This window comes from Pseudoduganella lutea (assembly GCF_004209755.1).
GTDB classification, from domain to species: Bacteria; Pseudomonadota; Gammaproteobacteria; order Burkholderiales; family Burkholderiaceae_D; genus Rugamonas; species Rugamonas lutea.
This window is the reverse complement of the sequence record NZ_CP035913.1, coordinates 4,583,962-4,610,342: the sequence shown is the minus strand read 5'-3', so window position 1 is coordinate 4,610,342 and position 26,381 is coordinate 4,583,962. Positions and strand designations below refer to the sequence as shown.

The following is a 26,381-nucleotide window of genomic DNA, read 5'->3' as shown; positions in this document are numbered from 1 at the left end:
TTACCTTACTGAATAAATGATAATCGCACTGGCGATCTTTGAAGTGTCAGTTATACCCTGAGTTCATCGGTGATTTTTAGGAAAGACCCTTACCACAAGCGACTGAAGCATTTTCAAGATAATACCTTAGCTGAGCCGCGTGGTAATTTAGAGAATAGCTATTCTTCGTATACACATCCACATGCAAAGATATTTTTAAATGCTTATAGAGAATCGTCGCGCTGGGCCATCTTAACCACATTCTCACCGTCTTTCTGCAGCATTTGCACTTCTCTTATGGAGAACGCACGGATGATTATTTCTTTCCGCCTGGCCTTGAACTGCTGCAGTCCAGCTTCAGTTAAGGTCACGTACGATCCCTCCCCCCAAATCAAATCGTTCTCGATATCCGCAGGCCCCGCATCCCGCCATACACCTAACTTCGCGACGACAACTGACGTAGTGTCCACATAAATCGATAACTCGTTGTTCTGTGCTTTCCAACCAAGCTGTTGTAGCCAGTTTGGGCAGAGGGTAATTGGATACTCTGGCATGTCCATCCCGAACGTACTGACAAATCGTCTAACGAGTGTTGGGGCCAATTCGCCATCTAACGGTACTATCTGCCCAAGCCACACTGCGGTTGGCAACTGCCGATACCAATCCCAAAAGTTCTTGCCTCCGGCCTCAAGCCCTGGCGCTCTAATACAGTGAAGGTGATACTCCGCACGTCTAACTTGACTAATCTTGAATTTCGAGATCTCCGCCACAACGTAGTCATCGCCGCAATCCGACCATTGCACAATATTATCGTGGACTCGCTCGGCCCAAAGCTTTTCGGCCTCTTGCCATGGAGCGTCTTTTATTAAGAGCGGCCGCCGAATGCCAAGAGGACGGACAAGAGCGGGCATGGGCGGTCGGGGCGGTAGTGGTACATTCAGCCTCTCTAGAAGAGTTGGAATTTCCCTTCGGGAGAGCAGGCCGGCCTGGCGCAGCTCGCCAGCAACATTACGAAGTGCCAGCACACCGACCCATGCGTGGGGTTTGTAGTATGTCATCTTCATTGATAGGGTATATAGCTTGCGTTCTAGACGCTTCAGTGCATTCTGTCCAAACTCCTCTATTCCTCCCCACTCTTGAATAAACATTGCAGCACGCTGTCGAATGTGCAACTCGTCGCTGCCAGCTGCTTTGGCAAGCGCTTGTGCGACTGGCCGGTACATTTGTGTCCAGCCCATCGCGTCCTCTAGGCGGATTGCGCCAGTGGCATTGTCCAGCAACGTTCTGCTCTCATCCGCTGAGCCGACTAATTCTATTTGATAGAACAGCGGCAAGGTCTGTTTATTCTTCGAGACTTGAATGGCCCAACGTCCCGCCAGAAGTTCTGCGGCTTCCGCCACGCCCAGATCCCTATGATTGACAAGGTTAGCCACCGCGCGGCCCAAAGTAGGGGCGAGACAATTATGGTCTAGTAAAAGGAGCGTCAAAAGCGCCTGTAAGGGTTCGTCAGAGGCGCCGGCAAGGAGCCGGCGCATCGTAAGCTCGAACACTAACTCGCCGTATCGAGTTAAATGCGCGAGTTGCAGCGCGCAATGTTGAGCGTGTTGTCGAACTGTGGCGATCGGCAAGCACAATGTAAAGTGGAGCAACTCTGCGAGCATGCCTTCATCGCTCATTGGCTCTTGGCTCACCTCAAACGGTGTGCCGATTTGATGCTCACGCGTTGACGCCATCTGTTCAGCCAGCAGCGACCAGATCGCTGGCCAGTCTGGAGCAGAGCAAATTACCGGCAAAATCGAATCGATCTCTGCAAGTACGGTTTGTGTTTTCTCTTCTCCACCGACCACAGAATCTACGAGGCTCTCATAAGCGATGCTGTGCATTGCCGCGCCGTCGAGTAGTTTTCGTGCACGGAAATAGCGGAACTTATCGCCTCCCATCCATGAGCTCCAAGAACCCGATTGGTCACTACGGATCTCATACTCATGAATCAGTTTCCTAGCGTAGGCCGTATCCCCCGCCTGCACAAGCCGTTCGACCATCATAAAGCGGCAGTGGGTGTCAGACCTTAGGTCCTCCCACTGCTCATACATCTGCCGTACCTGCTCCAAAGGAGCTGAGTTAGACAGTTCGACAAAGCGGTATGGTGCGTTGTGATCAAGCTTCGCGCTTTCCGTTTCGAAAGCAAGCTGCAGCTCTTCGAGGCTTGCCGCGTCGTCATACTTACTAGCTGTGTAAGAGTGCCGAGGCGGCGGTGCCTCTCTCGACCAACGATTGATGGCGCTTTCTAAATGGCCATCGGTGTACCCGTGCCTTCCTGCTGCAACCCGTAACCGCATGAGCAGCGTTAGTCGTTCGTGCGCGCGGCTGTCTCTCTCGATCGTACTTAGCAACATCGAAACGAGTTTGGCGATTAGGTCTTGTCCGGCAGCGTTAGCGGCGACGTCAATAAAATCGCCGACATGCGTGGGGTCGCGGTAGTATGGCTCGATATAGAATGGGAGGCATAACCCCTGCCACGTTATAACGCATGCTAATAGCAGATCAGGACAGCGACGTAATGCCCCTGTCAGAAGCAGATCGACCTGGCTCGGCCACGAAACTAAATCCCAAGCTGCTAGGGTCTGGGCGACATCAAAACCGCTACGCGCGTTGATCTGCATCGCCTCATCTATGAGCACCATGGTCAACCGATGTGCCGCGTTTACGCCTTCAGTCTCCCTCAAGCCATCAACCTGCCGCATCAGATGCGCGATTCGCTGAGGTCGTTGTTCAGGGTCTACCGCGTTTGCTAAAGCTAGAACGTCGCGCCACATAGCGTACTGAGGGTCCTTGCGCGCGGCTAGGGCGTAGCCAAGACAATGATCGGGCACAGTAGCCAGCAGACGACGTGCTCGTTCGAAATCTCCAATCGTAGCGAAAGCAATTGCTAAGTCTGCCAAGCCGTCAAGTTGCTCACTTGGCGTATCTTCAACAAGTTCGCCTACCAAAGACTCTAGGTTCGCAGATGCACTCATGCGGTCGCCGTCAATTTGATAAGCGGCAATTGCAAGCTCACGCCGTAACAACATGGCACTTTTGAGCGTAGACATTGAGATCGCTTCATTGATCTCGTGCAGCACAGCACAATACTCGGCTTCACCGCATAGGCTCCCAATGTGAAGTAGGGATCGCGCAAGTATCGGAGCTGCTGTCATTGCCTGTTCCGTCAAATAAAAATCGCTACCGTCCCTTGGCTCGAGTCGAAGCAGATACCCCATCGCCGATCGGCTGACCATCTGGACAGTGCCAGCGGAAATCGAGTGGCTATCCGCTACCGCTCGGCCTAATAAAGCTCCGATCTGATTTGCATAAGTTTGCAGAGGCCGCAACATCACGTGCTTGGAGGGCGTAGTCGTTGCAAGTGGCTTGCCGAGCATTATGCAAAGCTGGGTATGCTCCAGGACAGCACATGTGAGATCGCCAAGACGGACATGTATGTCGTTATCCACCATTGCAATCGCTGGAGCGACGAGTTTGTCGAATAAGGCCATAGCGACGTCCTGGCGTCCGGAGTTCGCTGCGAATAGGGCGATGGATCGACGCCATCCATTCGGAACATCGTCAAAGCCAGGCATCTCAGCGGCGGCAGAGAATAGTGTGTGTGCTTGTGTGTCATCGCCACGGTCACGGGCCGCGAACCCGGCCTGCACGAGCAGGTCGGGGAGCTCTACTTTTCCAAGATTAAGCTGATCGCAGATTTCATGAAGGTCAATGCTGTCCTGCTGCCTGAAGATTGCTTTGGCAACCCCAAGTCGAAGCCTATGACGCACGAAGGCGGCTGTTTCTTCAGCCTTGCCGTTGTGGATGTTCGGCATTCCTTCGACGGCAAGGTAATCGATTGCCTGTCGGATCTGCTCAAAGTCACGAAAGTGAAAAACTCTTCCTGCCCATCTCTCGAATTCCCGGACGTTGTGTTCTTGGCCGTGATGCTGGAACCAGGGCGCCTGAAGCTGCGCTAGCGGTTCGAGGTGTTCGAACAATTCCTTCGCGCGGTCTGGCTCACCTTGCTGCAAGAGCGCGTCCACCACTTCATAACCCATGGTGGGAAATTCTTTGGTGAATGCATAGGCAGCATCCACATCTCCTATTGCTAACATAGCAACCGGCAATTTGTCTGCGTTGTCCAGTGCGATCGTTCGCCGGGCTACCTCGTCTCGGCACAAAAGTAGCCGTGTGAGAATAGTAGTATCGTGAGTAGCGCGGACCGCAAGTAGAGCTAGACGTATGTCTGACTCGATCTCGGACACACCACGTCCTTGGGCCAGTTGAAGACGAAAGCGCTCAGGAGTAGCCAGCGTTAGTACTTCTTCTTTGTCGTCCGCACGCGCGCGGTATCGTAACTCCAGCCAGCACTGCGGTGAGTCCACTGGAACATCGCGCGCCAATTGAGCAAGCTCGCGGTATACGCGCTGGGGGTAAGTGAGATCAACGGCTCCGAGACGCATACGTGGCTTGGAGAGTATGAATAAACGGAAGCTGTTGTGGAAAACGCTCCAACCCTTAGGCATTCCCCGTAGCAGATGGTGCGCCGTCGATAGTGCGCGTTCGATCGCTTGTTCATCTACGATCGTAGCGAGCAGTGTCAAAGGCATGGGTGCCTCAGCCCGAGCAATGAACCCTAGCACGTGCATGGCATCAGGGTCGTTTGCAATCTCTCGCCAAGCCGACGCATATACCGATTCGATGTCCCCGTCGAATGCCAAGCCGCCGGCAAGCAAATTTGCGCGAGTGGGTTCGTCAGCGCGTAACAACGCCTGGATCAGATACCGTGTCGCCAGAGGATGCCCATGGCTGAGCTCATTCAAGCGCTGGCGTGATACAGCAGGATCAAGGCCGAGCGCATTTGCCATTCTCATCACAGCATCACGTCCCAGTGGTCGCATCTCCACAAGCCGGTTGCCTTTTGCCGCCTGATCCTGTACTGCTGGCTTCAAGTGAGCAAGATCTAAGCGTTGAGTACCAAGCACGAACACTACACCTACAGGGATAGCAGGAGGAAGTGGCAGTTCGGCCAGCAGCGAATGCGTCGGCCGCTCCTCCCGCGGCACATGATCGAGTCCATCGACTACGATTATCGTGCGGATCCCATCGCGCTCATAGCGTTCACCGGCTTGTCTCAACAGCGCACCGAACTGTTCGCGTCTTTCATGTTGGGAGTTGTCTCGAAGACGCAGACCAAACAAGCCGCTATTGCGCATTTGCGCGCCGACGTCTTCTAGGAAACCATCCGCCTCCCCGCGACCAATGCCTTGCGCGGAACCTGGCATAAATGCTAGATAGCGTACAATCCGGACGTTAGGCTCGGTAGCTAATGCCATTTCCAGCAATGTGGATTTGCCAGAGCCCGGTGGCCCAACAAGTGCAACATAGCCTTGGTCCACGGCACGTAGTGCTTGAAGCAGAGAGAGCTCTGTTTCTCGATTGCGCTGTACGTAAATTCCGACGGGGAATCGATGAAGATAACGAGTCTTGGCTGGATCTGTCCAACCAAGTTCTCGCAGGAGTTCCTCTCGAGACCACCTATCCTTATCCCGCGGATCAGCTACCAGCCTGGGCAGCGCATTTGCGATCTCTGCTGCTAGTCGCGCCTGTTCAGTGCTGAGTTTGTGAAAGTGCACAAAGTCTGCCGCTGCACCATGTATTACGCGTAAGGCGTGCAAGAATTGCTCAAAGTCATCGTTATTTAAACCTGAGGCTTTATATAGCAATTCAATTAGACGACTCCAACTGGAGGTCCGCCATTCGTGTAGGGAGCGCTTATTGAATCGCTCAAATTCATCCAAAAAGGCGGCGCTATGTGCGGGAGTGGCATCACCGGGCTTGTCATTAGTTGACGGATAGTCATTCACAATTAAGCGAATCTCCACGCGAGAGCCTTGCGCAGCTTCTCGTAAACACTTCCAGGCGTTAACGAGCGGCTGTAGCAAACCATCGGATCCGGTAAAGAGTGTACCTACGGTAAACGTACCAGGAAACTTGGCCGTCTTGAATTGGTGACCTACTACTAGCCCGTCGAATCCGAGCACAAGATCGTCAACGATACCGGCACTGCGATCGGCGATGCCAATCCACAAAAGCTGACCACGCTCCAACTCGGCGTAAATGGCTGCGCCGGCCCTTTCATACTGTCCCATATAGCCGCGCATCGCCCGACGCTCGCCTTCTGCCGGCAGTAGCTGTTGAGCATTTGCGACATCAATCAGTGTATTTGACTTTTTGCTTGAAGTCATACCTTGGCACTTGAGTTTGGGAGGTCTAATCATAGGACAGAAATGCCTACTGAAGTGGGCCGTGCAGAGGCCATTTTTAAGAGTAGGCGTCTGGCACGCCAAGCGCACAATTCCTTGCATTCGCTGGCGCGTTTTTTCCTGTTCGACAAGCCATTGTGCCGATGTGCATCACATCTGCTAAAGTATCCAGCTATCGCCGCTCCCAGCCTTGGTCGGAGCAGATGTCACACATCAGAGGTTAAGTTGTCGTTGCGCATAGATTTCAATAACATTCGAGAGCACCGGAGTACCCAGATGGGCGGCTTCGAAGAGCTCTGCTGCCAGTTGGCTGCCTTGGAGGCCCTTGCAGAGGGTTCACGGTTTATTCGGAAAGGCCCGGGGGCAGATCAGGGACTGGAGTGCTACCGTACGTACGCGGACGGGCGCGAAGTTGGTTGGCAAGCCAAGTACTTCATGAACGGGTTCGACTCGGACCAGATCAGAGATCTTGCCGACTCCTTGCAACGCGCGATGGCCGCCCATCCGCAACTGAAGAGGTTCATTGTCTGCCTGCCTATTGACCTCCAAGACAACCGCTCGGGCAGGAAGCTTAGTCAGGTGCAGCGGTACGAGAAATGGCGCGATGAGAGCATCAAGACTGCTGCCACGCAGGGCCGCATCTTGGAAATCGAGCTCTGGAGTGCGTCAAGTATCACGGAGCGGCTCGGGCGCGACACCCCGGCCTATTCAGGACGAGCCCGCTACTGGTTTGATACCGTCCGCTTCAGCTCGGCTTGGTTCTGCGAAAAATTCGAGGTTCCGCGCCGCAATCTCGGCGAACGCTACAGCCCTGAAAGCCATGTGGACTTACCTATCCAACAAGCCTTGCAAGCGCTTTCGCGTGCTCCGGAACTGCTGATAGAGCCGGCCGCCTGGGCCGCAGAAGTCACGTACCGCCTAGACGGAGCAGCGCGCACTTTGGCGCCGCATGGCTTGACGTTCGCTGTTGACCGGATAAAGCACGCCTGCGAACTGCTGCTCGATACCCTGACGGGTTCACCTGCTACGTTGGATGTCGATCTTCCTTTGGACGCTTGGGCCACACTGTCGGCAGCTGTCATTCAGAGCATCTGGAGTGCGCTGACCGAGCTTCAAGACAAAGTCGCCGAGAAGGACGGTGCCAGTGCTCGCAGAGACCTGTTCGATCTGTATTCCTCGGTAGACCACATCCGCCGCGAGCTCGCAAACATGCATTGGCGGCTGGCGAATAAGCGGGAGCTAGTCATCTCTGGACAAGCCGGCATCGGCAAGTCGCATCTGGTGGCCGACTTCGGAGCAAAGCAGCTTGAGTTGGCACGCCCCTTCGTCTTAGTGCTAACCGGAACCCTGACCGAGGCCGACCCTTGGGAACAGATTCGCGGGCAACTGGACCTGGCCCAGATTAGCACTAACGAGTTCTTGGGAGCTCTAGACGCTGCGGCAGAGGCCGCAGGCTGCCGGGCGGTGCTTGCAATTGACGCCCTGAACGAAAGGCACGGGGTTGACCTGTGGGAGACACGCCTGCAAGGGTTCATTGCACAAATACAGCGCTTCCCACGCTTGGTCCTGGTATTAACCGTGCGCGACACGTACCTACAATACCTTCCGTTAAAAGGCCTCGAGCATCTGGTTCACCACGGCTTCGCGGGTCGTGCCGGTGCTGCTGCCAAGGCATACCTCGACCGGCGTGGCATCGCACGGCCCAGCTCGCCAAATCTGGCTCATGAGTTTGAAAATCCACTTTTCCTTCGAACGTGCTGCGTATATCTCGACGCGGAAAACCTCAAGCAACTTCCGAAAGGCCTGGAAGGAATTACTGCTATTTTCAACTTCTACCTGTCGGCGGTTGCCAATAAGGTGGAAAACGGGCTGCGGCTTATTCCCCAGCAGAAGATTGCACGCAAGGCGCTCGACGGCTTCCTTGATGCTTGTGCTAAGTACGGCGACTTTGGCAGTCTGACACTCGATGCGGCGAATGAACTGTTCGAGCGCTTCTACAATTCAGGAGGCAGAGTGGACAGGAGCCTTCTGTCGGCGTTCCTTTCAGAAGGCGTGCTTACGCAGGAAGCCGAGCGCCACGAGGACGGGATTGTCGAAACCATTAGGTTCACGTTCGAGCGGCTGTCGGACCATCTGCGTGCCGAGCGCATCATCGCGCAAATTGAACCCGCCGACCTGCAGGGCTCAATCCGACAGAAGCCTCTAGCGGCCTACTTTTGCCCCAATGCATCTTGGCGCTATGCCGGAGTCATCGAGGCGCTTGCGGTCCAGTTCCCCGAGCAGTTCGGGTACGAACTGTTCGATGTGCTGCCCAAGGATGCAATTGACGACCCGTCGCTTGCCGACGCGTTTGTAAACTCCCTGGCTTGGCGGGCTCCCAAAGCGTTCACGCAGCGGACGGTCGATTGGGTGTTCACGCTTTGCAAGCTCACCGACCAATCTCCTTATGGTCTGCTGCTGCTAGTTTGTACCGAGCTGGAGAATCAATTCAATGCCGAATGGCTGCACCATGGTCTCTGGCAGCGTCCTATGCCCCAACGGGACGCTGTCTGGTCGGTCTTCCTCGCGGAAGACAACTTGAGTGAGGGAGGTGCGGTTGAATCTCTCATTGAGTGGGCATGGGAGGTGGACGCTGGTGAAGTGGACGAGCAACGCCTATGGCTGGCTGCCGTCACGCTGACATGGTTTCTGTCCACCAGCAACCGCGCCGTGCGGGATCGTGCTACGAAAGCCCTGGTAAATCTGCTGTCCGCCAACCTCAAAGTTGCCGCCGCCCTGCTCGACAAGTTTAGCCTAGTCGACGATCCATACATCTCTGAGCGCTTGCTGGCCGCATGTTACGGGGCCGTAATGCAGGGGATAGACCGCGCCGGATGCACAGCCGTTGCGTCAGCAGTTTGGAGAAATTACTTCGCCGGGGAGCGCACACCGCCTCTTCATCTGCTAGCACGCGACTATGCGCTGGGTGCGCTGCTGTACGCCCGAACTGCTGGTCAATTGCCTCCGGATGCCGACATTGAAGTCGCCAAAGCCAAGTTCACTTCGCCTTGGCCTTTGGAGCCAGTGACCGATGAAGACCTCGAGGCATACCGCAAGAGGGGCTACGGTGATTCCATTTTCTCGTCGACCGAAGAACACGGGGACTTTGGTAACTACACCTTACGCGCATGGTTGCATGACATTATGAGACTGCCGCGGTCGCTCGCCGGGCAGACCGCTCGGCAGCTTTATGAGCGCTGGGAAACCGACTTCAAGGTAAAGGCGACGGCAGCGCAACTTCACGCTTACTCGGCCCTGCTTCGCGCGAGCTTGAACTACCGCCAACGACCTGGACGAGGTTGGTTCATCGAAAAGGAGAAAGACCAGTCGCCGCGGCTATGGAAAGAGCTGGCGCAAGCGAACATAGTGTTCAAGGACCAACTCGCCCCTGAGATGCTTGCTGAGTATTGCGGTTTCGCCGAGGATCACTTGCTCGAGGCAACCCGGATGGACGACGATGACAGGCGTCCGCCCGAGTTCGACCACGCACCCATCAGACGCTGGATATGTGCTCGTGCACATACGATGGGGTGGACCGAGGAGCTCTTCGAGAGGTTCGATAAAGGCCCCCACATCGATCGCGAGCGCATGGGCAAGCACCGAGTGGAGAGAATAGGGAAGAAATACCAGCACATCGCACTTGCGGAGGCTACGGCCCGATTAACCGACAATCTCGCTATATCCTCCTACGAAAACGATGGCAAACTGCGGGGCTTCGAGTACGGCCCCAGCGGCCGGGACATGAAAAAGGATATTGATCCGTCGCTGCTTATACGCAGCACGCAAGAGTCAAATTGGGCCTCGACTCCCGTTACTTGGTGGACGCCCTCCTCCCCGCGACTGCCGTTCGGTGACACGGAGCTGCTCCGTTCCTGGGTTGAGGTGGAGAGTGACCTGTGCAACGGTCCCGAAGAGATTGAAGTAGCTAGCTCCGACAGTCATCAGTGGTTTGTCGTACACAGCTCTCGCCATTGGGAAGTACCGGGCCAGAGGCGGCGCAACCACGCAGAGGCTTGGTCCCGCATCACGTGCTTGGTCACTCGCCTGGGTGCCGGCACCGCATTGGCCACGGACCTGCTAAGCGAGCAGCGTACGGACGCGTCAAGACTGTCTGGCGAAGGGCAACTGGAAACCTTCTTGGGCGAGCACGGCTGGCGCGATGGGAAGGAAATTCGTCTCTCGAAGAACACCTCCATCGGGATTGCCACTCCCTATGCAGGCATAGTCGAATATCTTAGCGCCGAAGGCAATACCGAGGACAATTCTCTCGAGGAGTCGTTCACGCTCCACCTTCCGTCTGCAGCCGCCATGAAGCTTCTTGACCTGCGGCTCCGTAGCGGAAAAAGGCCGGAGTACGTTGACGCTGCAGGAGTTCTTAGGTGGCAAGATCCCTCCCTGCACACGCGTGGTGCCGGAGCAGGCGTGGTCTCGCGCGACTACTTTTTGGAACGCCTCGCCCGAGCCGGGCTCGAACCGGTGTGGATTCTCGCCGGGGAGAAGAACGTATATGCGGGTCAGGGCCTGGGGGGCGGCGATGGGTTTGGTGGCCGCCTCCATCACACTACTGTGTTCACCATTGATGGCGGAAGCTTAAAGCCATTCGGTCAGAAGACTGATCTGCTCCGGCCCAGAAAGGAACAGTTGGAAGCACTCCGGGAGAACAGATAAGGTATGGCGGTTATGGCTAGGCCCAAATGAGATAGCCAATGCAGCAAGATCTAGACCTAAATGATTGTGCATGCGATTAGTGAAAATCTCGGCTCTTCGTTTCTAGCTCTCCTAGTAAATGCGACAGGTCGACTAACCGCTTGGCTACCAGATGGCGAACATTGTTCTGACACTGCCATTGCCCGTACACACCCAGCAAAGCGGCGCTCATCACTTCTCGACGCTGCTGTTCCACGAGACTGGCCCAAACGATCACGTTGATGTTTCCGGTCTCGTCTTCCAGCGTGAGGAACACAACACCTTTGGCTGTCCCTGGCCGCTGTCTTACTGTCACAATGCCGCAACCGCGAGCCAACTGCCCATTCTGGAAGTGCTGCAAATTTTCGGCAGTGATGAACCGTTGACGGTGCAGGCGTTCGCGCAGAAAAGTCAGCGGATGCGCACCCAAGGTGAGACCAACATGGCGGTAATCTGCGAGGACGTTTTCGGCTTGGCTAGGTGCTGGAAGCTGTAGGTGCTGCTCCTCGATCGCTGCAGCGCGCAAGATACCTTTACCCGGAGCGCTACCGGCGGCGATCCACATGGCTTCGCGGCGGTTTCCTGTCAGTGTTGCTAACGCATCGGCGCTGGCCAGCAGCGTGAGATCTCGCTGCGTGAGGCTCGCGCGCAGGGCCAGGTCTTGCACGTCGTTGAACGGCAGCACCAAGCGCGCCTCCTCAATGCGCCACGCCGCATCACGCTCCAGACCGCGTATTTGGTTCAGGCCCAACCGCACGGCGGGATTTTCGTCCTGCGGCGGCTCCAGACTCGCTTCCCAGCTGCTGACGACAACATCTACCGGCAGGACCCGTACCCCGTGGCGGCACGCATCCTGTACTAGTTGCGAGGCGCTGTAGAAACCCATAGGCTGGCTATTCAACAGGGCTGCGAGGAATGCGGACGGCTCGTGACACTTCAGCCAGCTTGATGCGTATGCCAGCAACGCGAAACTCGCCGCATGCGATTCCGGGAAGCCATATTCCGCGAATCCTCTGATCTGACCGATGATCGACATGGCGAATTCCTCATCGTAGCCGCGGTTGGCCATACCGGACATAAGTTTTTCTTCGAATTGCTCCAATCCACCCCGCTTCTTCCAGGCAGCCATCGCGCGGCGCAGAGCGTCGGCTTGGCCAGCTGTAAAGCCTGCTGCCATCATCGCAATCTGCATCACCTGTTCCTGAAAAATAGGAATACCGAGGGTGCGCGACAGTACACTCTCCATTTCTTCACTCGGATAAATTATCGGGTCAGTGCCTTCGCGTCGACGCAGATACGGATGGATCATGCCACCCTGGATCGGGCCTGGCCGGATGATGGCCACCTCAATGACCAGGTCATAAAACGTGCGCGGTCGTAATCGTGGCAGCATCGACATCTGTGCTCTGCTCTCGATCTGGAACACGCCGACGGTATCGGCTTCACAAATCATCTCGTAGGTGGCGGAATCTTCGTGCGGTACATCCGAGAGCTCGAACGGCCGGCCGCGACGCTCGCTGACCAAGGCCAGCGTGCGACGAATCGCCGACAGCATGCCAAGTGCCAGGATGTCGATTTTCAGCAGGCCTACGGCATCCAAATCGTCCTTGTCCCATTGGACAATGGTGCGATCTGCCATCGATGCGTTTTCCACAGGGACCATGCGCGAGATTTTGCTATGCGAGATCACGAATCCGCCTGGGTGCTGGCTCATGTGGCGTGGGAAGCGCATCATCCGTTCTGCCAGGCTTGCCCAATTGTCGGCGATCGGAGAATCCGGTGCCAAGCCGCAGCTGACCATGCGCGCACGCAGTTCGGCGCGCGGCGCCCAGCTGCTTCCCGCCTTGGCCACCGCATCGACGATCGACAGGTCGACACCAAGGGCGGTACCGACATCACGCAGCACGCTCTTCGCCAGATAGCTGATCACTACAGCCGTCAGTGCCGCCCGCTCACGCCCGTATTTGCGGTAGATGTATTGGATCACTTCCTCACGGCGCTGGTGTTCGAAGTCGATGTCGATGTCCGGCGGCTCGTTACGTTCCTTCGAGATGAAACGTTCGAAGAGCAGCGTGCCGCGGGCAGGATCGACTTCCGTGACCCCGAGGCAGAAACACACGGCGCTGTTGGCGGCCGAGCCCCGGCCTTGGCACAGGATCTTGTTGGCCCGGGCAAACCGCACGATGTCGTACACCGTGAGAAAATAACTCTCATACTGCATTTCCGCGATCAGAGCCAGCTCGCGTTCGAGCAGGTCCTGTACGTTGGCCGGCACGCCTTGGGGGTATCGCCAGTAAGCGCCAAGATATGCCTCGCGCCGCAGGTAACTGGTTGCCGTTTCCCCCTCGGGTACCAGCTCGTGTGGGTATTCGTAACGCAGATCATCGAGCGAGAACGTGCATTGCCTTACCACGCGCAGAGTTTCATCGAGCGCGGCACGCGAATATAGATTGCCTAGGCGGACGCGTGATCGCAGATGCTGTTCCGCGTTGGGCGCAAGCTTCCAGCCACACTTTGCGACGGGAATGCCGTGGCGAATTGCTGTCATTGTGTCCTGCAGAGGTTTGCAGGATCGTACGTGCATCACGACGTCACCTGTGGCAACTACCGGCAAGCCATATTGCTCGGCCACCGCATAGACGTTTGCCTTGTGAGTATCATCCTTCGTCCGAAAATGCAGTGTCAGTGCTATGCGCGCACGGCCGGGCGCCTGCTGTAGCAACCAGGCTGCAGGCTTGGCCAATTCCTCGACGGGTGCGCCGTATCTCGGTAGCAGGATCAGCTGGCAATCGGGCAGGCCGCGCAATTCGACAAGATCCGCCGGCGGCGCTGCTATGTCACGTGGCCGCACTAGGTATTGCCCTTTTTCGGCGCGACGCCGCGCGACTGTAATCAGCTCGCTGAGATTGCCATAGCCGTTTCGGTTCATTGCCAGTACGAGCAGCTCGAACGGCGCGCTACCATCTTCCGGCGTCACTATCATTTGGCTGCCAATCAACAGCCGCATACCATGTTCCTTGGCCGCGATATGCGCCTTCACGACTCCAGCAAGCGTGCATTCGTCCGTGATTGCCAGTGCGCGATAGCCGAGCGTGGCGGCTCGCTCCACCAGTTCTTCCGGCGCGGAAGCTCCACGCAGGAAAGTGTAGTGGGACAAGCATTGCAGCTCCGCGTAGTCGGGCAGCAGAGGGCGTGTGTTGCCGTTCAAGCGAACAGACCTTGCAGGTACCACTGCATGTCGCCAGTACGCTCTTGGTAGATCCAGAAACAGGCAGCGTCGCTACCTTGCGCAACATAATAATCACGGGCAGCGGTACCGTCGTCCCACCAGCCACCCTCGATGCGTTCTGGACCACGGATCAATGTTAGCGGGCTGCCATAAAAAGGCCGTTCATTGCGCATCAACAGCTTGATCGGCTGCTTGAATAACCAGAACGGACGCGCTGGCGGATCGTCAGTCGCAAGTAATGCTGGTGGTTTCAACGTAGCTGGCGTCCAGCGGTTGCATACCTCCGGGCGATAATCAGCCTTGGGGGTCGGTGCCAGAACCCGCTCAGGACCCAAGCGGGCTGTCAGCAACTCCATCAACTGCAGCATGTCGGCTTGACTACCGCCCGGCTCGGGAAACAAGGACAGGTTTGCCGATACCATAGGCTGTAACTGGGTTGCTTCCAATCTCAGGCCAATGACTGGTGCCGTCAACTCGATCTTGGCCAGGCGTTCCTTCAACAGACGCAACAAATGCCCCTCCTCCCAAGCTGGTTCGGCCAGGGCGATTGCGAGTGGGGTCGGGAGTATCGCGGAGCGACCGCGTTCGTGCAGCATCTGCAATGTGAACGTGGAGACAGCCAACTGTCGGACTGTCAGCCAGCCAGTCAATTGCAGCAGAAGGCGCGACGCGCCGTCCAGCAGTGCTTCCGCATGTTCTATCCGTTCGAACGTCTCTATCGTCGCACTAAACGTATCCGGCACATTAAGCCAGCGATGCATTTCCGGCACGTCGCCGTATGCCCGATCCAATGCATTGGCGAGCTGCGTGCTGGTGCGGCGGATCAGGCCCGCGCGCGGTAGGCGTCGCAGTGCCCCCAGATCCCGCGCGCCAACTCCCGACAGCCATTCCACATGCGGCTGCGCCGCTGGCAGCAGTGCGCATGACAAGCGATCCAACTCATGTGCCAGCGAGCGGTGCTGGAGCAATCGCGTGCGATGAATGCAGTGTTTGCTGCGGCTGCGGCGGGCCAGCAGCCAAGCGCCTGTAGCCGTGGGTGCAACGCCAAGTTGCACGGTTAGGCCCAGCCGTGCGAGCGCCTGGACCACGTGACGCGACAGTGACCGCACACCGTTGAACAGTTTCAGGCTCGGGCCGACGTCGAGCAGCAAGCCAAAATCGGGTTCTAATGAGATGTCCGGCGTGAAGCGATATAAGGCTAACACTGCGGCGTCGAGGACTTCACGTTCACGCTGCTCGTTGCGATCAAGCAGGATGGCATCCGGCACGACGGCAGTCACACCGCCGCTTCGCATGCCAGGTTGGACACCCTGCGCAATAGCATTTGGTGCTGCGACCAGCACACACTCGCGATCAAGCACCACGTGCAATCCTGGCTCAGACCAGGACGGGCGCAGCGCTTGTAAGGGCAACTGCGGTAGGTGCAGGCTGAATAATAAGTGCATGATCGGTCTCGACAGAGTAGCGGCGGCTCGGCATGTCAGGCAGCGGGATAAAAATTTGATCGTCGGCTGCAGGCCCACGGCGTTTTACGATTTCAATCAACGTCCCCCCCTGTGCCGGACGCAGCGCGAGGCGTAGTGGTGCCGGGGAAGGTTCCATCGCGCTGGCCAGTGGCCGCAGCAGCCAGAACCATGTCTCGCTGCACTGCGCGGCCAAGTGCAGCCGGCGCAGATGTTCATTACGGACGTCGCGCTGCCACAGCAGCACGGCACCGCAGCCATTACTTTTTAACAGTTGCTCAGTACACCATAACGCGTCAGCAGTATTTTCTGGCTGAATCCAAATTAGGCGCGACGGGTCCAGCCCCCAAGCTATCGCCGCCATCGCATGTGGGATGTAAGGCGGCTGAACTAAGGCGATGCGCTGATGGCGAGAAAGAGAGGCAAGTGCGGACTTCAACAGTTGGAGCTCGCCGATACCATGTTGGAGCAGCAGGAGCTCTGTCAATACCGAGCGTGGCCAGCCACTATCAGGTAATTCCCGATCGAGGTCTGTATGTCCCGTTGCTATGCTAGGCAGGCGTGACCTTGCTAATTCGCTAGCACGCCAGACATTCGGTAGTGCTGCAGGAGCAATACCAGAGGCTTGAAAAGGCTGAAGAGAGGGAACGGAAGCCGCGCACATAGTGTTATCAAAATATACTGTGTTTTTATACAGTATATGCGATTAGCGCTACAAACCCAAGAAGAACATGTTTCCGTGCGGTTAGATTTATTGTGTTTACCTTCTAGCACGATGCGTTCCTGTTTTCGCTTCTGCTCTTTGGTAACATCCGGCACTCTACTAAAAGGCTCTATAGGTCTCCTAGGACTTGCTAAAGTGCTCACGCTTTTTACGCAATAGATGTGAGAACTGGGTAAGCGAGAGCATGTCGACCTCACGGTCGGCAACATAGACCAGCCTCATGTCAGGCAGTTTTCGGGGTCGATGCCGTTCAGCTTGGCCATTCCGATCAGCCCATACATGGCGGCAGCGCGTTCGCCACCGCTGTCAGCACCGGCAAACAGGTAGTTTTGTCGGCCTAGGGCGATGCCGCGCAGCGCCCGTTCGGCGGCCGAGTTGTCGATCTCAATGCGGCCATCGTCGGCATAGCGAGTCAGGGCTGGCCACAGCTCGACGGCGTACAGGATTGCCGTTGCCGTATCGGATTTACGCGACAGCCTGGCGAGCGTGGCATGCAGCCAGCGCTCTAGGTCGTCTAACATGGGTTCGCTTGCTGCTTACGTGCGGCACGGTTGACTAGCGCGAATGAAGTTGGTCGGAGCGGCCCCTGCCTGCCGCCATCTTCATGGTAGCGGCAGCAGGCAGGCTCATGTACAGTGAGCCTGCGACTGGCCGCTTTCGGCCCAGGCTGTGTAAAAACTCAGAAATGGATAGATGTGATCAGTCTGCATCCGGCCGCTGCATTTCTGCGGTTTGAAGGGGCGCTACGTGCGCTGTTCGCATCTTTCGAGTTCGGCGACTGGACCAGTAGGGTAACCGCTGCAAACGCACGTTGTAATGCCCGTAAAAGGGCATATGCCCTGACTGCTTCGATCATGCCATCGACACCAAGTAACGTCATCAAGCGCTTCAGGTTATAGGCGAGCACGTGCAGGCTCATCTCGGCCTTCACACGCTCGAGGCCTTTTGTCAGGAAATGCGTGGCGCCCATCCAGGACTTGATCGTCCCGAAGGGATGCTCGACCGAGCAACGCCGGATTCGCATGGCGTCCGGATTTTGTTCAAGACGCTCCTGCATGTCGTCAAGCACGTCCTGGTGTTCCCAGCGCGTCACCCGGCGCTCCTGGCTCGGCGTGCACTTATCCTTGAGCGGGCAACCCTTACAGTTCGAGCTCCAGTAGCGATGAAGCGTCATGCCCTTTTCAACGCCGGAAAATCGCCAGATCAGGGATTGACCAGCCGGGCAGCGGTACTCGTTCATTTCCCGATCGTAGACGAAATCGGCTTTGTCGAATCGCCCGTCGGCCTTGGCATTGGACGTCTTTGTCGCTGGCACTACTGCAGTGATGCCGGCTTGGCTGCATGCCAGGACTTCCTCGCCTTTGAAGTAGCCGCGATCAGCGATCGCAGTTAGCGTGGTGGTCCCGATTGCAGTGCGGGCCTTCTTGGCCATCCCTGACAGTTGATCGCGGTCGCTGCCGATATTGGTTACCTCGTGCTCGACGATCAGGTGGTGCTTGGCGTCGACCGCGGTCTGGACGTTGTACCCGACGATGCCCGAGCCTCGCGTCATCATTGAACGGGCATCCGGATCGGTCAGCGAGATCTGCGTTTCGCCAGTCGCTTCCAGCTTCGCTTCGATTTCCTTGAGGACAGCCATCTGCGACTTCATCGCCGCAATCTTGTCGTTCAGCCGGGTGCTGCGCGCTTGTTTCGTCGCCGGTTCCTGCCTGTCAGCCGTGTCCAGGTCTGCCAGGTAGCGACCGATGTTGGCCTCGATCTCTTCCATCCTGCGCTTGAGCTTGGCCTGCGTGAAATTGCGATCACTGCTGTTGACTGCCTTGAACTTGCTGCCGTCAATTGCGACCATTGCATCGGCGAACAGGTCCAGTTGTTGGCACAGTACGATGAACTGCCGGCAGACATTGCGAATCGCCTTGCCGTTGTCCTTTCGGAAGTTGGCAATCGTTTTGAAGTCCGGCGTCAGCCGCCCCGTCAGCCACATTAGTTCCACATTACGCTGCGCTTCACGCTCAAGCCGCCGGCTCGACTGAATGCGGTTGAGGTAGTCGTAGATGTAGAGCTTGAGCAGTACTGCTGGATGGTAAGACGGCCGTCCCGTCCTGGCCGGCTGCACACGCCCGAAGCCGAGTTTTCCCAAGTCGAGTTCTTCTACAAATACATCGACCACGCGAACCGGATTGTTCTCGGCCACGTAGTCGTCCAGTAGCTCAGGCAGCAATGTCCCCTGTCCTCGGTCTTCGCCTTCGATGAAGCGCTTCATCTTGCACCCCGGTTGATGAGATACTCACCCAACGTTTACCGAACTGGTTTCGTTTACACGTCCGGCGTTTTTACACAGCCTGGGCCAGAAGCGGACACACAAAATTCGTTAGCACCTACCAAAATTTCACCATGCGCGAAGCTGCAAAACTTTAGCCTATGGACGAGCTGCTAGCGGAAATAACGGCGCCCCGCACGTGATCGGCGTGCTGTGCTCCGCTGATGATCGAAACGCCGGGCGTCGGCTGGGCCGTGTAGGAGAACGGTACGTCCGGCGCCAACGTGGTGTCGAATGCAACGCTGTTCGATTTCGAAGGGCGTTGCCGGTGCTCGATAGCTGGAAGACCTATACGAAGCCGAAAGCAAAGTAGGCGTTCCAGGGCATTACCGCATCTCAAGCCAGTTCAAGCACCTCGTCCAGCGGCCGACGTGGCTTCTGCGGCCAGTTTTCCGGCAACGCGTAACCGACAGCGACCAGCATTACTGGGATCTCGTAAACCGCAAGATTGAATTCGCTGGCAACAGCACCCGCGTCGAAGCCGATCATCGGCGCGGAACCGAGGCCCATCGCTTGGGCCGCGTGCATCAATGTGGCGGCGCCCAGCGTCGCCGAGCGGATCGCCTCGTCGCGCTGACGCTGGGGTTGGCCGTTGTAGAGGCTCCGGGCGGCACCTTCCCAGCCGGGCACCATCTCGGCAGGCATGATACCGGCATCGACCACCGGCTGCAGGCGTAGCGGCAGCGTACGTTCGTCGGCCAGTTGGCCGCAAACGATGAATGTCACGGCTGCGTCGACGACCTTGGCCTGGTCCCATGCCAGCTTGCGCAGCCGCACCTTGGAGGCGCGTTCATGAACGGCAATGAAGCGCCAGTTCTGCAGGTTGAAGGAAGTGGGCGCCCTGGTGGCAAGGTGCACCAGTTCGCCGATCTGCGTCACGGCGATATCGCGCGCAGGATCGAACAGGTTCGTTGTGCGGCGCTCGGTGATCGCCTGGAGTACTGGGTGGGTCATGGTGCGCTTTCCGAAAGTGTTGGAGGTATTCAAACGAGATAATCGACGACGCCACCGTCGACCCGCAGCGCGGCGCCCGTGGTGGCCGATGCCTGCGCGGAGCTGGCATACAGCACCATGCTGGCCACTTCATCGACCGTGGCGGCACGGCGCAGGATCGACGAACCGCGGTGCTGCGCCACGAAGTCCGCCGCGACTTTCTCGAGACTGTCGCCGGTGCGCTGCACGTCGGCCTGCAGCATGCCCGCCACGCCGTCCGACAGCGTGGGGCCGGGCAGCACGGCGTTGACGGTCACGCCCGTGCCGGCCAGCCGCTTGGCCAGACCCCGCGATACGGCCAGCTGCGCCGTCTTGGTAAAGCCGTAATGGATCATGTCGGCCGGGATGTTCAGCGCCGATTCTGACGAAATGAACACGATGCGCCCCCAGCCGCGGGCAACCATCCCTTGCGCGTAGGCCTTCGCCAGGCGCACGCCGGACATCACGTTCGTCTGGAAGAAGCGGTCCCATTCGCTGTCGGGCGTGTCGAAGAAATCCTGCGGGCCGAAGATCCCCAGGTTGTTGACGAGGATGTCGACGTCCGGATAAGCGGCCGTCAGTTGCGCGCAGCCGGATGCCGTGGCGAGGTCGCCGGCAAAGCCGGACACGGATGCCTGCGGCCCGCCCAGCCGCGCGACCGCGTCATCGACACCTTGCTGGCTGCGCCCGTTGACGATCACGCGCGCTCCCGCCGCGAGAAAGGCGCGGGCGGTGGCGAAGCCGATGCCCGCGGTGGAACCGGTGACCAGCACGGTGCGCCCTGCGAAATTGATCTGCATGGGAAATCCTCCTGAAGTGAATGAACTGTCACGAGTATATTTACGGACTGCCAGCGCGATAATCGGGGCTGTTTACAAATCGCTTTTCGAGGAAATCGAAAGATGGACCGTATCGATGCGTTGCGCCTCTTTGTCGATGTCGCGGAAGCCGGCAGTTTTTCCGCCGTGGCACGGCAACGCACGATTGCCACGTCCACCGTGACGCTGGCGGTCGGCCAGCTCGAACAGGAGACCGGTGCCCGGCTGATGGTCCGTTCGACGCGGCGCCTGGTACTCACCTTCGAAGGAGAAACGCTGCTGGCCGATGCGCGCCGCATCGTGGCCGAGTGGGATGCGGCGCTGGGCAGCCTGCGGCAGGACGGGCCGTTGGCGGGACCGATCCGCGTGTCGGCGACGAACGATTTCGGCCGCATCCGGTTGCGCCCGTTGCTGGATGCTTTCCAGGAGCGCCATCCCGGTATCCACATGACGCTGCTGCTGAGCGACATCGCGGTCGACCTGGTCGACGAGCGGATCGATCTCGCCCTGCGGTCCGGGCCCTTGCCGGATTCGGGGCTGCGCGCGCGCCTGCTATTGCGCGGCGGGCGGCTGGCCTGCGCGTCGCCCGCCTATTGGGCCAGGGCGGGCAAGCCTGCCCATCCGGACGAGCTGGCCGGGCACAATTGCCTCGTGCTGGCCCGGCCCGGCGCACCGATTGCGGCCTGGTCGTTCCAGGAAGGCACGCGGCGATTCACCGTTAAGGTCTCCGGCGACCGGCAGGCCAGTGATGGGGACGTAGTCCGGGAATGGGCCCTGGCGGGGCTGGGCATCACGTTCAAGAACGCGTGGGACGTGCACAATGACATCGCTGCGGGCAGGCTGGAAACGGCGCTGGACGAATTTAGGGTGGACGGGATCGACCTGTATGCCGTGCAACCCGGCGGCCTGCCGCACCGGCGCGTGGCGGCACTGGTGGACTTCCTGGCTGAGGCGCTGAACAGGCCCGAATGACCTTGCTATTATTGTTTTCTGATAAATATCACGTCCTGGCATTGATGGATCGCATAGATACTTCATCGCCAGGCATCGATGACTAGTTGCCTTAGATTGGCCGAAATGTGTCGATGTCTGCTTTGAGGCGAGAGCCGCCTGTCGTGGCAGTTCCAAAGTTTTCAGCTTGGCAACATGGTATGCTAGCTCGACCGGCTGGAATCGGCCACAAGCGGACCTTGAGTAAGTTCATTGACGGTTATAGTTTTACAAACTGGTCAAGTACAAAAATGAAAATTTCTTCTCTTATATTACTTCTTTCAACACTGTCCTCGTCTGTTGGATTCTGTCAAGACATAGCAAAACCCGTCGCGTCCCGCGAAGATCCTGCCGCTAAAAAAGTACCTATAGTAGAGGAGCTTGTCGACTATGACTACGCCTGGGACCAATTTGCGCACAGAGGTAGATTGATTTGGGACTGTCGGGGGCTGCAATCTGGTCGCTTTGTTGATCCTGAATTTTGCGTTAATAAGGAAATGGTGGAAACACATTGGCCCGATAAGAAGATTCCTGGGCAATGGAGACGATAAAATTAAATTTATCCTTTGCTCCAAGTGCTTCAATGCACGAAACGTAGACGAACGACCGGTTTGGAGCGTAAGTTGCCTTTCGTATCTACCATAAATATTCATCGATCTGGAGGCTTATAATGATCAATATTAATTTTTATTTCATTTTTGTAGCATTGATATTGCTTAGCTCCGCCTGCAGCTCCAAAAAAGAGGAAGGGATATATGGTTTTATCGAAGATGATTCACTCAGAAATACCATTTTTCCACTCCATGACTTCATTGATGCGGAAGCTGAAGTAGTATGTGTACTTGACCCATATCAATCGGAGTTTTCGAAGGTTGATCTCGAAAGCGAACGTTTTAACAAATATCTCACTAGTATCGCGCATGTGCCAAAGGAAAACTATTGGTCGTTAATGATTGCTTCAGAAGCAGCCATTAAAAAAGTCGATTTCTCAATAGCTCGAAAAAGATTTCTTTTGACTCAATTCGAAATTGACCGCGGGGTAGGTGAGAAACTAATGTTCCCACAAGGCTTTACCCCGAAAAAATGCGCAGTTGCTCGTAAAGCGACAATTACAAAAGTTAAACTTAAAGAAAATATTTATTTGGTATTCGGAGAGGTAGAGTGAGTACTGATAACGTCCGCTCAGAGGCGCAAGCCGCCATGCGCTGCCTAGGACAATCGTTTAAGGAGGTCCCTTCAATCATCAAAGGCGATATTCAATGCAATTAAGTGTGATCTTCACATTGGCGACGGCACTGCTTGCGAGAGGCGCAAGCGCGTACGCGGACCCGCCAGGGCTTGCAGTTGTAGCAGTTCGATACGTCGTGAGTGAACAATTGTCGGAACGTGTCATGCAAAAGGTGGCTGCTCCGTTGCAACGCACGCTAATCGAACTTCCGGGCGTAACTGAAATTAACTCCACAACAAGTCACGGTTATGTCAACATTGAAATCCAATTCGAGGGCGGTGCTACTGAGAACGATGTCGCGACAGTAAGCCGGCGAATTGAAGAGTTAGTATTAGATGGCGAGGTTGTGGTGACGTCCAAGACAGTGCACCTCGCACCGCCACGCTTGTAGGAATAAGTCTTCTACGAGTTTGAGCGTCCGCTATGGGGCGGAAGCTGCCGGTTGTGACAGTTTGTGAATTTTTCGTGTTAGCAACCTGCAATCCTGCTGCAAAGGCCGTTTTCGGGCCAGAAGGCGTCGAGCCAGTGATAATTAAGTGAGGTATATGGTGTCTCAGTTATTTATAGGTCGTGATTGTAAAGCTTACCCTCCGGGACGGGAGCCGTTTGAAGTCAAAGTAGGTATCTACCAGCCTGTTCCACAGGCGGACCATAGCTGGCGTTGTGACCTCTACCTCGGCGATATTCTCAAGGATGAGCGCTGCGGTTTGGGTGTAGACGAATGGAGCGCTCTGCAAGCGGGCATGCAAATGGTCTGGCTCGAACTCGCATTCAGAAAATCGGTCGGCTGGCACTTTGAATTCTGGGATGGTCAGAGTGACGATGTCGATGAACTCCTGCCGCAATGGGGGCAATGCTTGCCTTCGGGTTTTGAATAGGAGCATATCCGCAATGGGGCGGAAGCAGTCTAAAATAGTTGGTTATTACTGTCGATTCAGTCCATAGAAAATTTATACTGAACAATGAGAAATTTTTTTTAGGACTGAAAGATGCAAAGCAACCGCGTAGCGAATGGTTTCGGAATTTTTATGCTCATCGGCAGTGTACCGTGGATACTTGCCATTGCAACATTCGTCCAGATCATGATAGCCCACAGCGAGGCAAAGTCGTCCGGTGGTAATGCGCTCGGATTAATGATCATGTCAATTTCGGCATATGGGATAGCACTTGTAAGTTTTGTTTCAGGGGTTATCTACTTTACCTATGCTGCGCTTAGGAAAAAGGAATCGCCTAAGCGATGGCAATGGCTAACCATCGGATATTCAATTTGTTTACTAATCATTCCGATCATCTTCTTCTTTTCTCAGTAATTTGCAGATACAACTAGTTGTGCGACACACACAGATCACTGAAGCATGAATGTCCGCTATGGGGCGATTCCTGCCTTTCGTGACGGTCTCTCGCTCTTAACAAAGGAAGAAGGCATGGGCACACGCATCGAAAATTATGACTACGAACTCACTCCGCAGTCGAGCGCGCTAGGCAGCGGGTGGCTGCTGCGTCTACTAGCGGATGGTCAGGAGCTGGGGCGGCGGGTGTTCCCGCCTGTCTCCAGCATCAAGGATAAGCAGCTAGCGGCCGCTGCTGCTTATGATGACGCGTTGGACCGCGCCACGATTTGGTTGGCCTCGATAGAGCAGCGCCCACCCAACATGCGGCCTCGGCCGGCCGATGAAAGCGGCATGTATTTGGTAATGCCGGATGACGAGCTCCTGTGCACGGAGCTGCCAACAGACAAAGAGCAGCCCGTTATTGTCGAATGGCCCAGAGACGACAAGGCATGAACATGACGACTAATAAGAAGGTGGTCGCTCCGAAGAGCCGAACGGCCGAGATCGGCCAGAACCGGACATGCCACAATTTTGAATCGGCTAAAGTTTTGGGCGATCCGACGATTGATGACAATAAGAGGAAGTACATGAACGTCACGTTGGAATCAGTAACTATCGATAATTTCGAAGTCCTAATGGACATGGAACTGCCGCCAGAGCAGGCGCGGTTCCTTGCCAGTAATGCTTCTTCAATCGCACAAGCGCACTATTACGCCGACTGGCGGCCGCGCGCGATTTACTGCGATGGCAGCCCAGCAGGCTTCGATTTGTACGACGTGACTGGCAATGACGAGCAGGGACACTACGCAATATAGGCTTATGGTGGACTATCCTAGTCAAAACCAAGGGATAGGCCGCCGTGCAATGGAGTTGCTATTGGCGGAGATCCGAGATTTCGCAGATGCACGCCGGATAACTATTTGCTACAAACCTGATAATGCTACCGCACGCAGGTTCTACGCTTTGCTGGGCTTCGTTGAAACTGATATCGATGAGCTTGGAGAAATGGTAGCGGAGATACTGCTGCAGTAACTCGCAGAGAAATCGATTTCTAGCGGTTTTCCAGAGGTCCACCGTCAACGTCTGCAATGGGGCGGGAGCTGCGTGTCGTGACTGCCTGTGACTTTTCCGGTTCGACGACCTACCATGCCGCGGCGAACGGCGGAGTTCGGCCAACAGTGGCCCTTCGACTCATTATGCTAAGCCTTAACTGATCAACGGGCTACCGTGGTATCTTGACATCTAGTATTCAGCAAGCCTTTACGCTCATCGGTGCTGCTTGGGTCACTCCTGGTGTCACTGAAATTTATAAGATCGGGAAAATGATGAAAATCATAGACGTTGGTGCCGACGCTGTTTTAGAAGCAATCAACGAATTCGATACTGTCTGGCGAGATTCAACAGAATATTCTGGCTGGGAGCAGAACCGAAATTATTTGCATGCAATCATAGTCAATGGTCGGCTTTATCCTCCCAAAATGATAATTTCGCTTGCAACTGGCATGCCAACAAATACCTTTTATGGTGGAGAGCCCGCCAATTCGTACCTGCGGGCACGCGGCTTTAAAGTAATTCAGCTTCGGCAGAAAGGAAAAAACGACACTGGAGGAGATGGCCCGCACGTTGAGCAGATCAATGACATCGAATCTGAAGGGTCGAACGTATTTGACCCATCAGGACAAGAGGACGCGCGGGAGCGATCGCTACGTTCCGTGGTGGAGCGACGGGGCCAGTCGAAATTCAGAAAGAAGCTGATCCAATCATTTCATGGGAGATGTGCCATTACTGGCTGTGAGGTGCTACCGATTCTTGAAGCCGCGCATATCACCCCTTACCTCGGCCCCGCGACTAACGATGTTAGTAATGGGTTGCTTTTGCGGGCCGACATACACACTTTATGGGATCTGGGTTTGATCGCAATAAACCCAGAAAAACTTACTGTTTGGGTTAGCCTTACGATCACAGATCCTACTTATCGCCAATTGGACGGTGAATCACTTCACATGCCTCCCTCCGCTCATCTTTGTCCATCTATTGAGGCGTTACGTGCTCAATGGGCGATTGCAAGACGTGATGAGACCGAGTGACGAGCCCAAGATGTAATGTCTGAACACTCGGAGATGGCTTACACTTCCGGCCAATAGACTGTTGAGTATTGAGAACAGGTGCTACGGGACAACTGGAGTGCCTCCTCCCGCTAAGCAACCTGCTATCCTAACGCGACCGGCGGCTTTCGGCCAAAACCGGGGCATCTGGTGCTACGAATCTCGCTGATCAAGGAAACGGTAGCGTGACTCCGATCAATACTAGAA

Annotated in this window: 16 protein-coding genes and 2 pseudogenes; 10 read left to right on the top strand and 8 right to left on the bottom strand. The window is 56.1% G+C overall.

Annotation, left to right across the window (positions count from 1 at the left end; translation table 11 throughout):
* Window positions 1-203: 203 nt before the first annotated feature.
* Window positions 204-6,251 (bottom strand): ATP-binding protein, encoded by a 6,048-nt coding sequence (locus tag EWM63_RS19555; protein WP_130188032.1) that lies wholly within the window; start codon window positions 6,249-6,251, stop codon window positions 204-206.
* A 294-nt stretch (window positions 6,252-6,545) separates the two neighbouring features.
* On the opposite strand from EWM63_RS19555, the gene EWM63_RS19550 reads away from it, so the two are divergent.
* Complete coding sequence (locus EWM63_RS19550; protein ID WP_130188031.1) at window positions 6,546-10,976, top strand: NACHT domain-containing protein; 4,431 nt, start codon at window positions 6,546-6,548, stop codon at window positions 10,974-10,976.
* Window positions 10,977-11,052: 76 nt separating this feature from the next.
* Here EWM63_RS19550 and EWM63_RS19545 read toward each other — a convergent pair whose 3' ends face one another.
* From EWM63_RS19545 to EWM63_RS19515, 7 genes and pseudogenes are all read right to left on the bottom strand, one after another.
* A complete protein-coding gene (locus EWM63_RS19545) occupies window positions 11,053-14,202 on the bottom strand; it encodes an error-prone DNA polymerase (protein WP_307720790.1) in 3,150 nt (1,049 codons plus the stop codon).
* Window positions 14,199-15,668, bottom strand: a complete 1,470-nt coding sequence (locus EWM63_RS19540; protein ID WP_130188030.1) for a Y-family DNA polymerase — start codon at window positions 15,666-15,668, stop codon at window positions 14,199-14,201. Before EWM63_RS19540 ends, EWM63_RS19545 begins: the two co-directional genes overlap by 4 nt.
* A complete protein-coding gene (imuA, locus tag EWM63_RS19535) occupies window positions 15,601-16,302 on the bottom strand; it encodes a translesion DNA synthesis-associated protein ImuA (RefSeq protein ID WP_229487969.1) in 702 nt (233 codons plus the stop codon). The genes EWM63_RS19540 and imuA overlap by 68 nt, the downstream gene beginning before the upstream one ends.
* A 341-nt stretch (window positions 16,303-16,643) precedes the next feature.
* A pseudogene (locus EWM63_RS19530) lies at window positions 16,644-16,940 on the bottom strand (IS66 family transposase); the annotation flags it as partial.
* 305 nt (window positions 16,941-17,245) lie between these two features.
* Window positions 17,246-18,673: pseudogene (locus EWM63_RS19525) on the bottom strand (IS1182 family transposase); the annotation flags it as partial.
* A gap of 393 nt (window positions 18,674-19,066) precedes the next feature.
* Window positions 19,067-19,717 (bottom strand): nitroreductase family protein, encoded by a 651-nt coding sequence (locus EWM63_RS19520; protein WP_371861106.1) that lies wholly within the window; start codon window positions 19,715-19,717, stop codon window positions 19,067-19,069.
* Window positions 19,714-20,502, bottom strand: a complete 789-nt coding sequence (locus EWM63_RS19515) for an SDR family NAD(P)-dependent oxidoreductase (protein ID WP_130188028.1) — start codon at window positions 20,500-20,502, stop codon at window positions 19,714-19,716. The genes EWM63_RS19520 and EWM63_RS19515 overlap by 4 nt, the downstream gene beginning before the upstream one ends.
* 102 nt (window positions 20,503-20,604) lie before the next feature.
* Here EWM63_RS19515 and EWM63_RS19510 point away from each other — a divergent pair, with 102 nt between their 5' ends.
* The 9 genes from EWM63_RS19510 (at window position 20,605) to EWM63_RS19470 (ending at window position 26,156) form a co-directional block, all read left to right on the top strand.
* Entirely contained in the window at window positions 20,605-21,492 is an 888-nt protein-coding gene (locus EWM63_RS19510; RefSeq protein WP_130188027.1) for a LysR family transcriptional regulator, read from the top strand.
* Window positions 21,493-22,180: 688 nt separating this feature from the next.
* Entirely contained in the window at window positions 22,181-22,675 is a 495-nt protein-coding gene (locus EWM63_RS19505) for a hypothetical protein (RefSeq protein ID WP_130188026.1), read from the top strand.
* Between the two features lie 199 nt (window positions 22,676-22,874).
* Complete coding sequence (locus tag EWM63_RS19500) at window positions 22,875-23,129, top strand: hypothetical protein (protein WP_130188025.1); 255 nt, start codon at window positions 22,875-22,877, stop codon at window positions 23,127-23,129.
* Window positions 23,130-23,283: 154 nt separating this feature from the next.
* On the top strand, window positions 23,284-23,616 hold the full coding sequence (locus tag EWM63_RS19495; protein WP_130188024.1) for a DUF6968 family protein: 333 nt from the start codon (window positions 23,284-23,286) through the stop codon (window positions 23,614-23,616).
* A 111-nt stretch (window positions 23,617-23,727) separates the two neighbouring features.
* Window positions 23,728-24,048: a hypothetical protein gene (locus tag EWM63_RS19490; RefSeq protein WP_130188023.1), complete on the top strand. Its 321-nt coding sequence runs from the start codon at window positions 23,728-23,730 to the stop codon at window positions 24,046-24,048.
* 114 nt (window positions 24,049-24,162) lie between these two features.
* Window positions 24,163-24,522, top strand: coding sequence for a hypothetical protein (locus EWM63_RS19485; protein WP_130188022.1), 360 nt, complete (start codon window positions 24,163-24,165; stop codon window positions 24,520-24,522).
* Entirely contained in the window at window positions 24,519-24,884 is a 366-nt protein-coding gene (locus tag EWM63_RS19480; RefSeq protein WP_130188021.1) for a hypothetical protein, read from the top strand. Before EWM63_RS19485 ends, EWM63_RS19480 begins: the two co-directional genes overlap by 4 nt.
* Window positions 24,856-25,101: a GNAT family N-acetyltransferase gene (locus EWM63_RS33055; RefSeq protein ID WP_130188020.1), complete on the top strand. Its 246-nt coding sequence runs from the start codon at window positions 24,856-24,858 to the stop codon at window positions 25,099-25,101. Before EWM63_RS19480 ends, EWM63_RS33055 begins: the two co-directional genes overlap by 29 nt.
* Before the next feature lie 203 nt (window positions 25,102-25,304).
* On the top strand, window positions 25,305-26,156 hold the full coding sequence (locus EWM63_RS19470) for an HNH endonuclease (RefSeq protein ID WP_207221119.1): 852 nt from the start codon (window positions 25,305-25,307) through the stop codon (window positions 26,154-26,156).
* Window positions 26,157-26,381 lie beyond the last annotated feature (225 nt).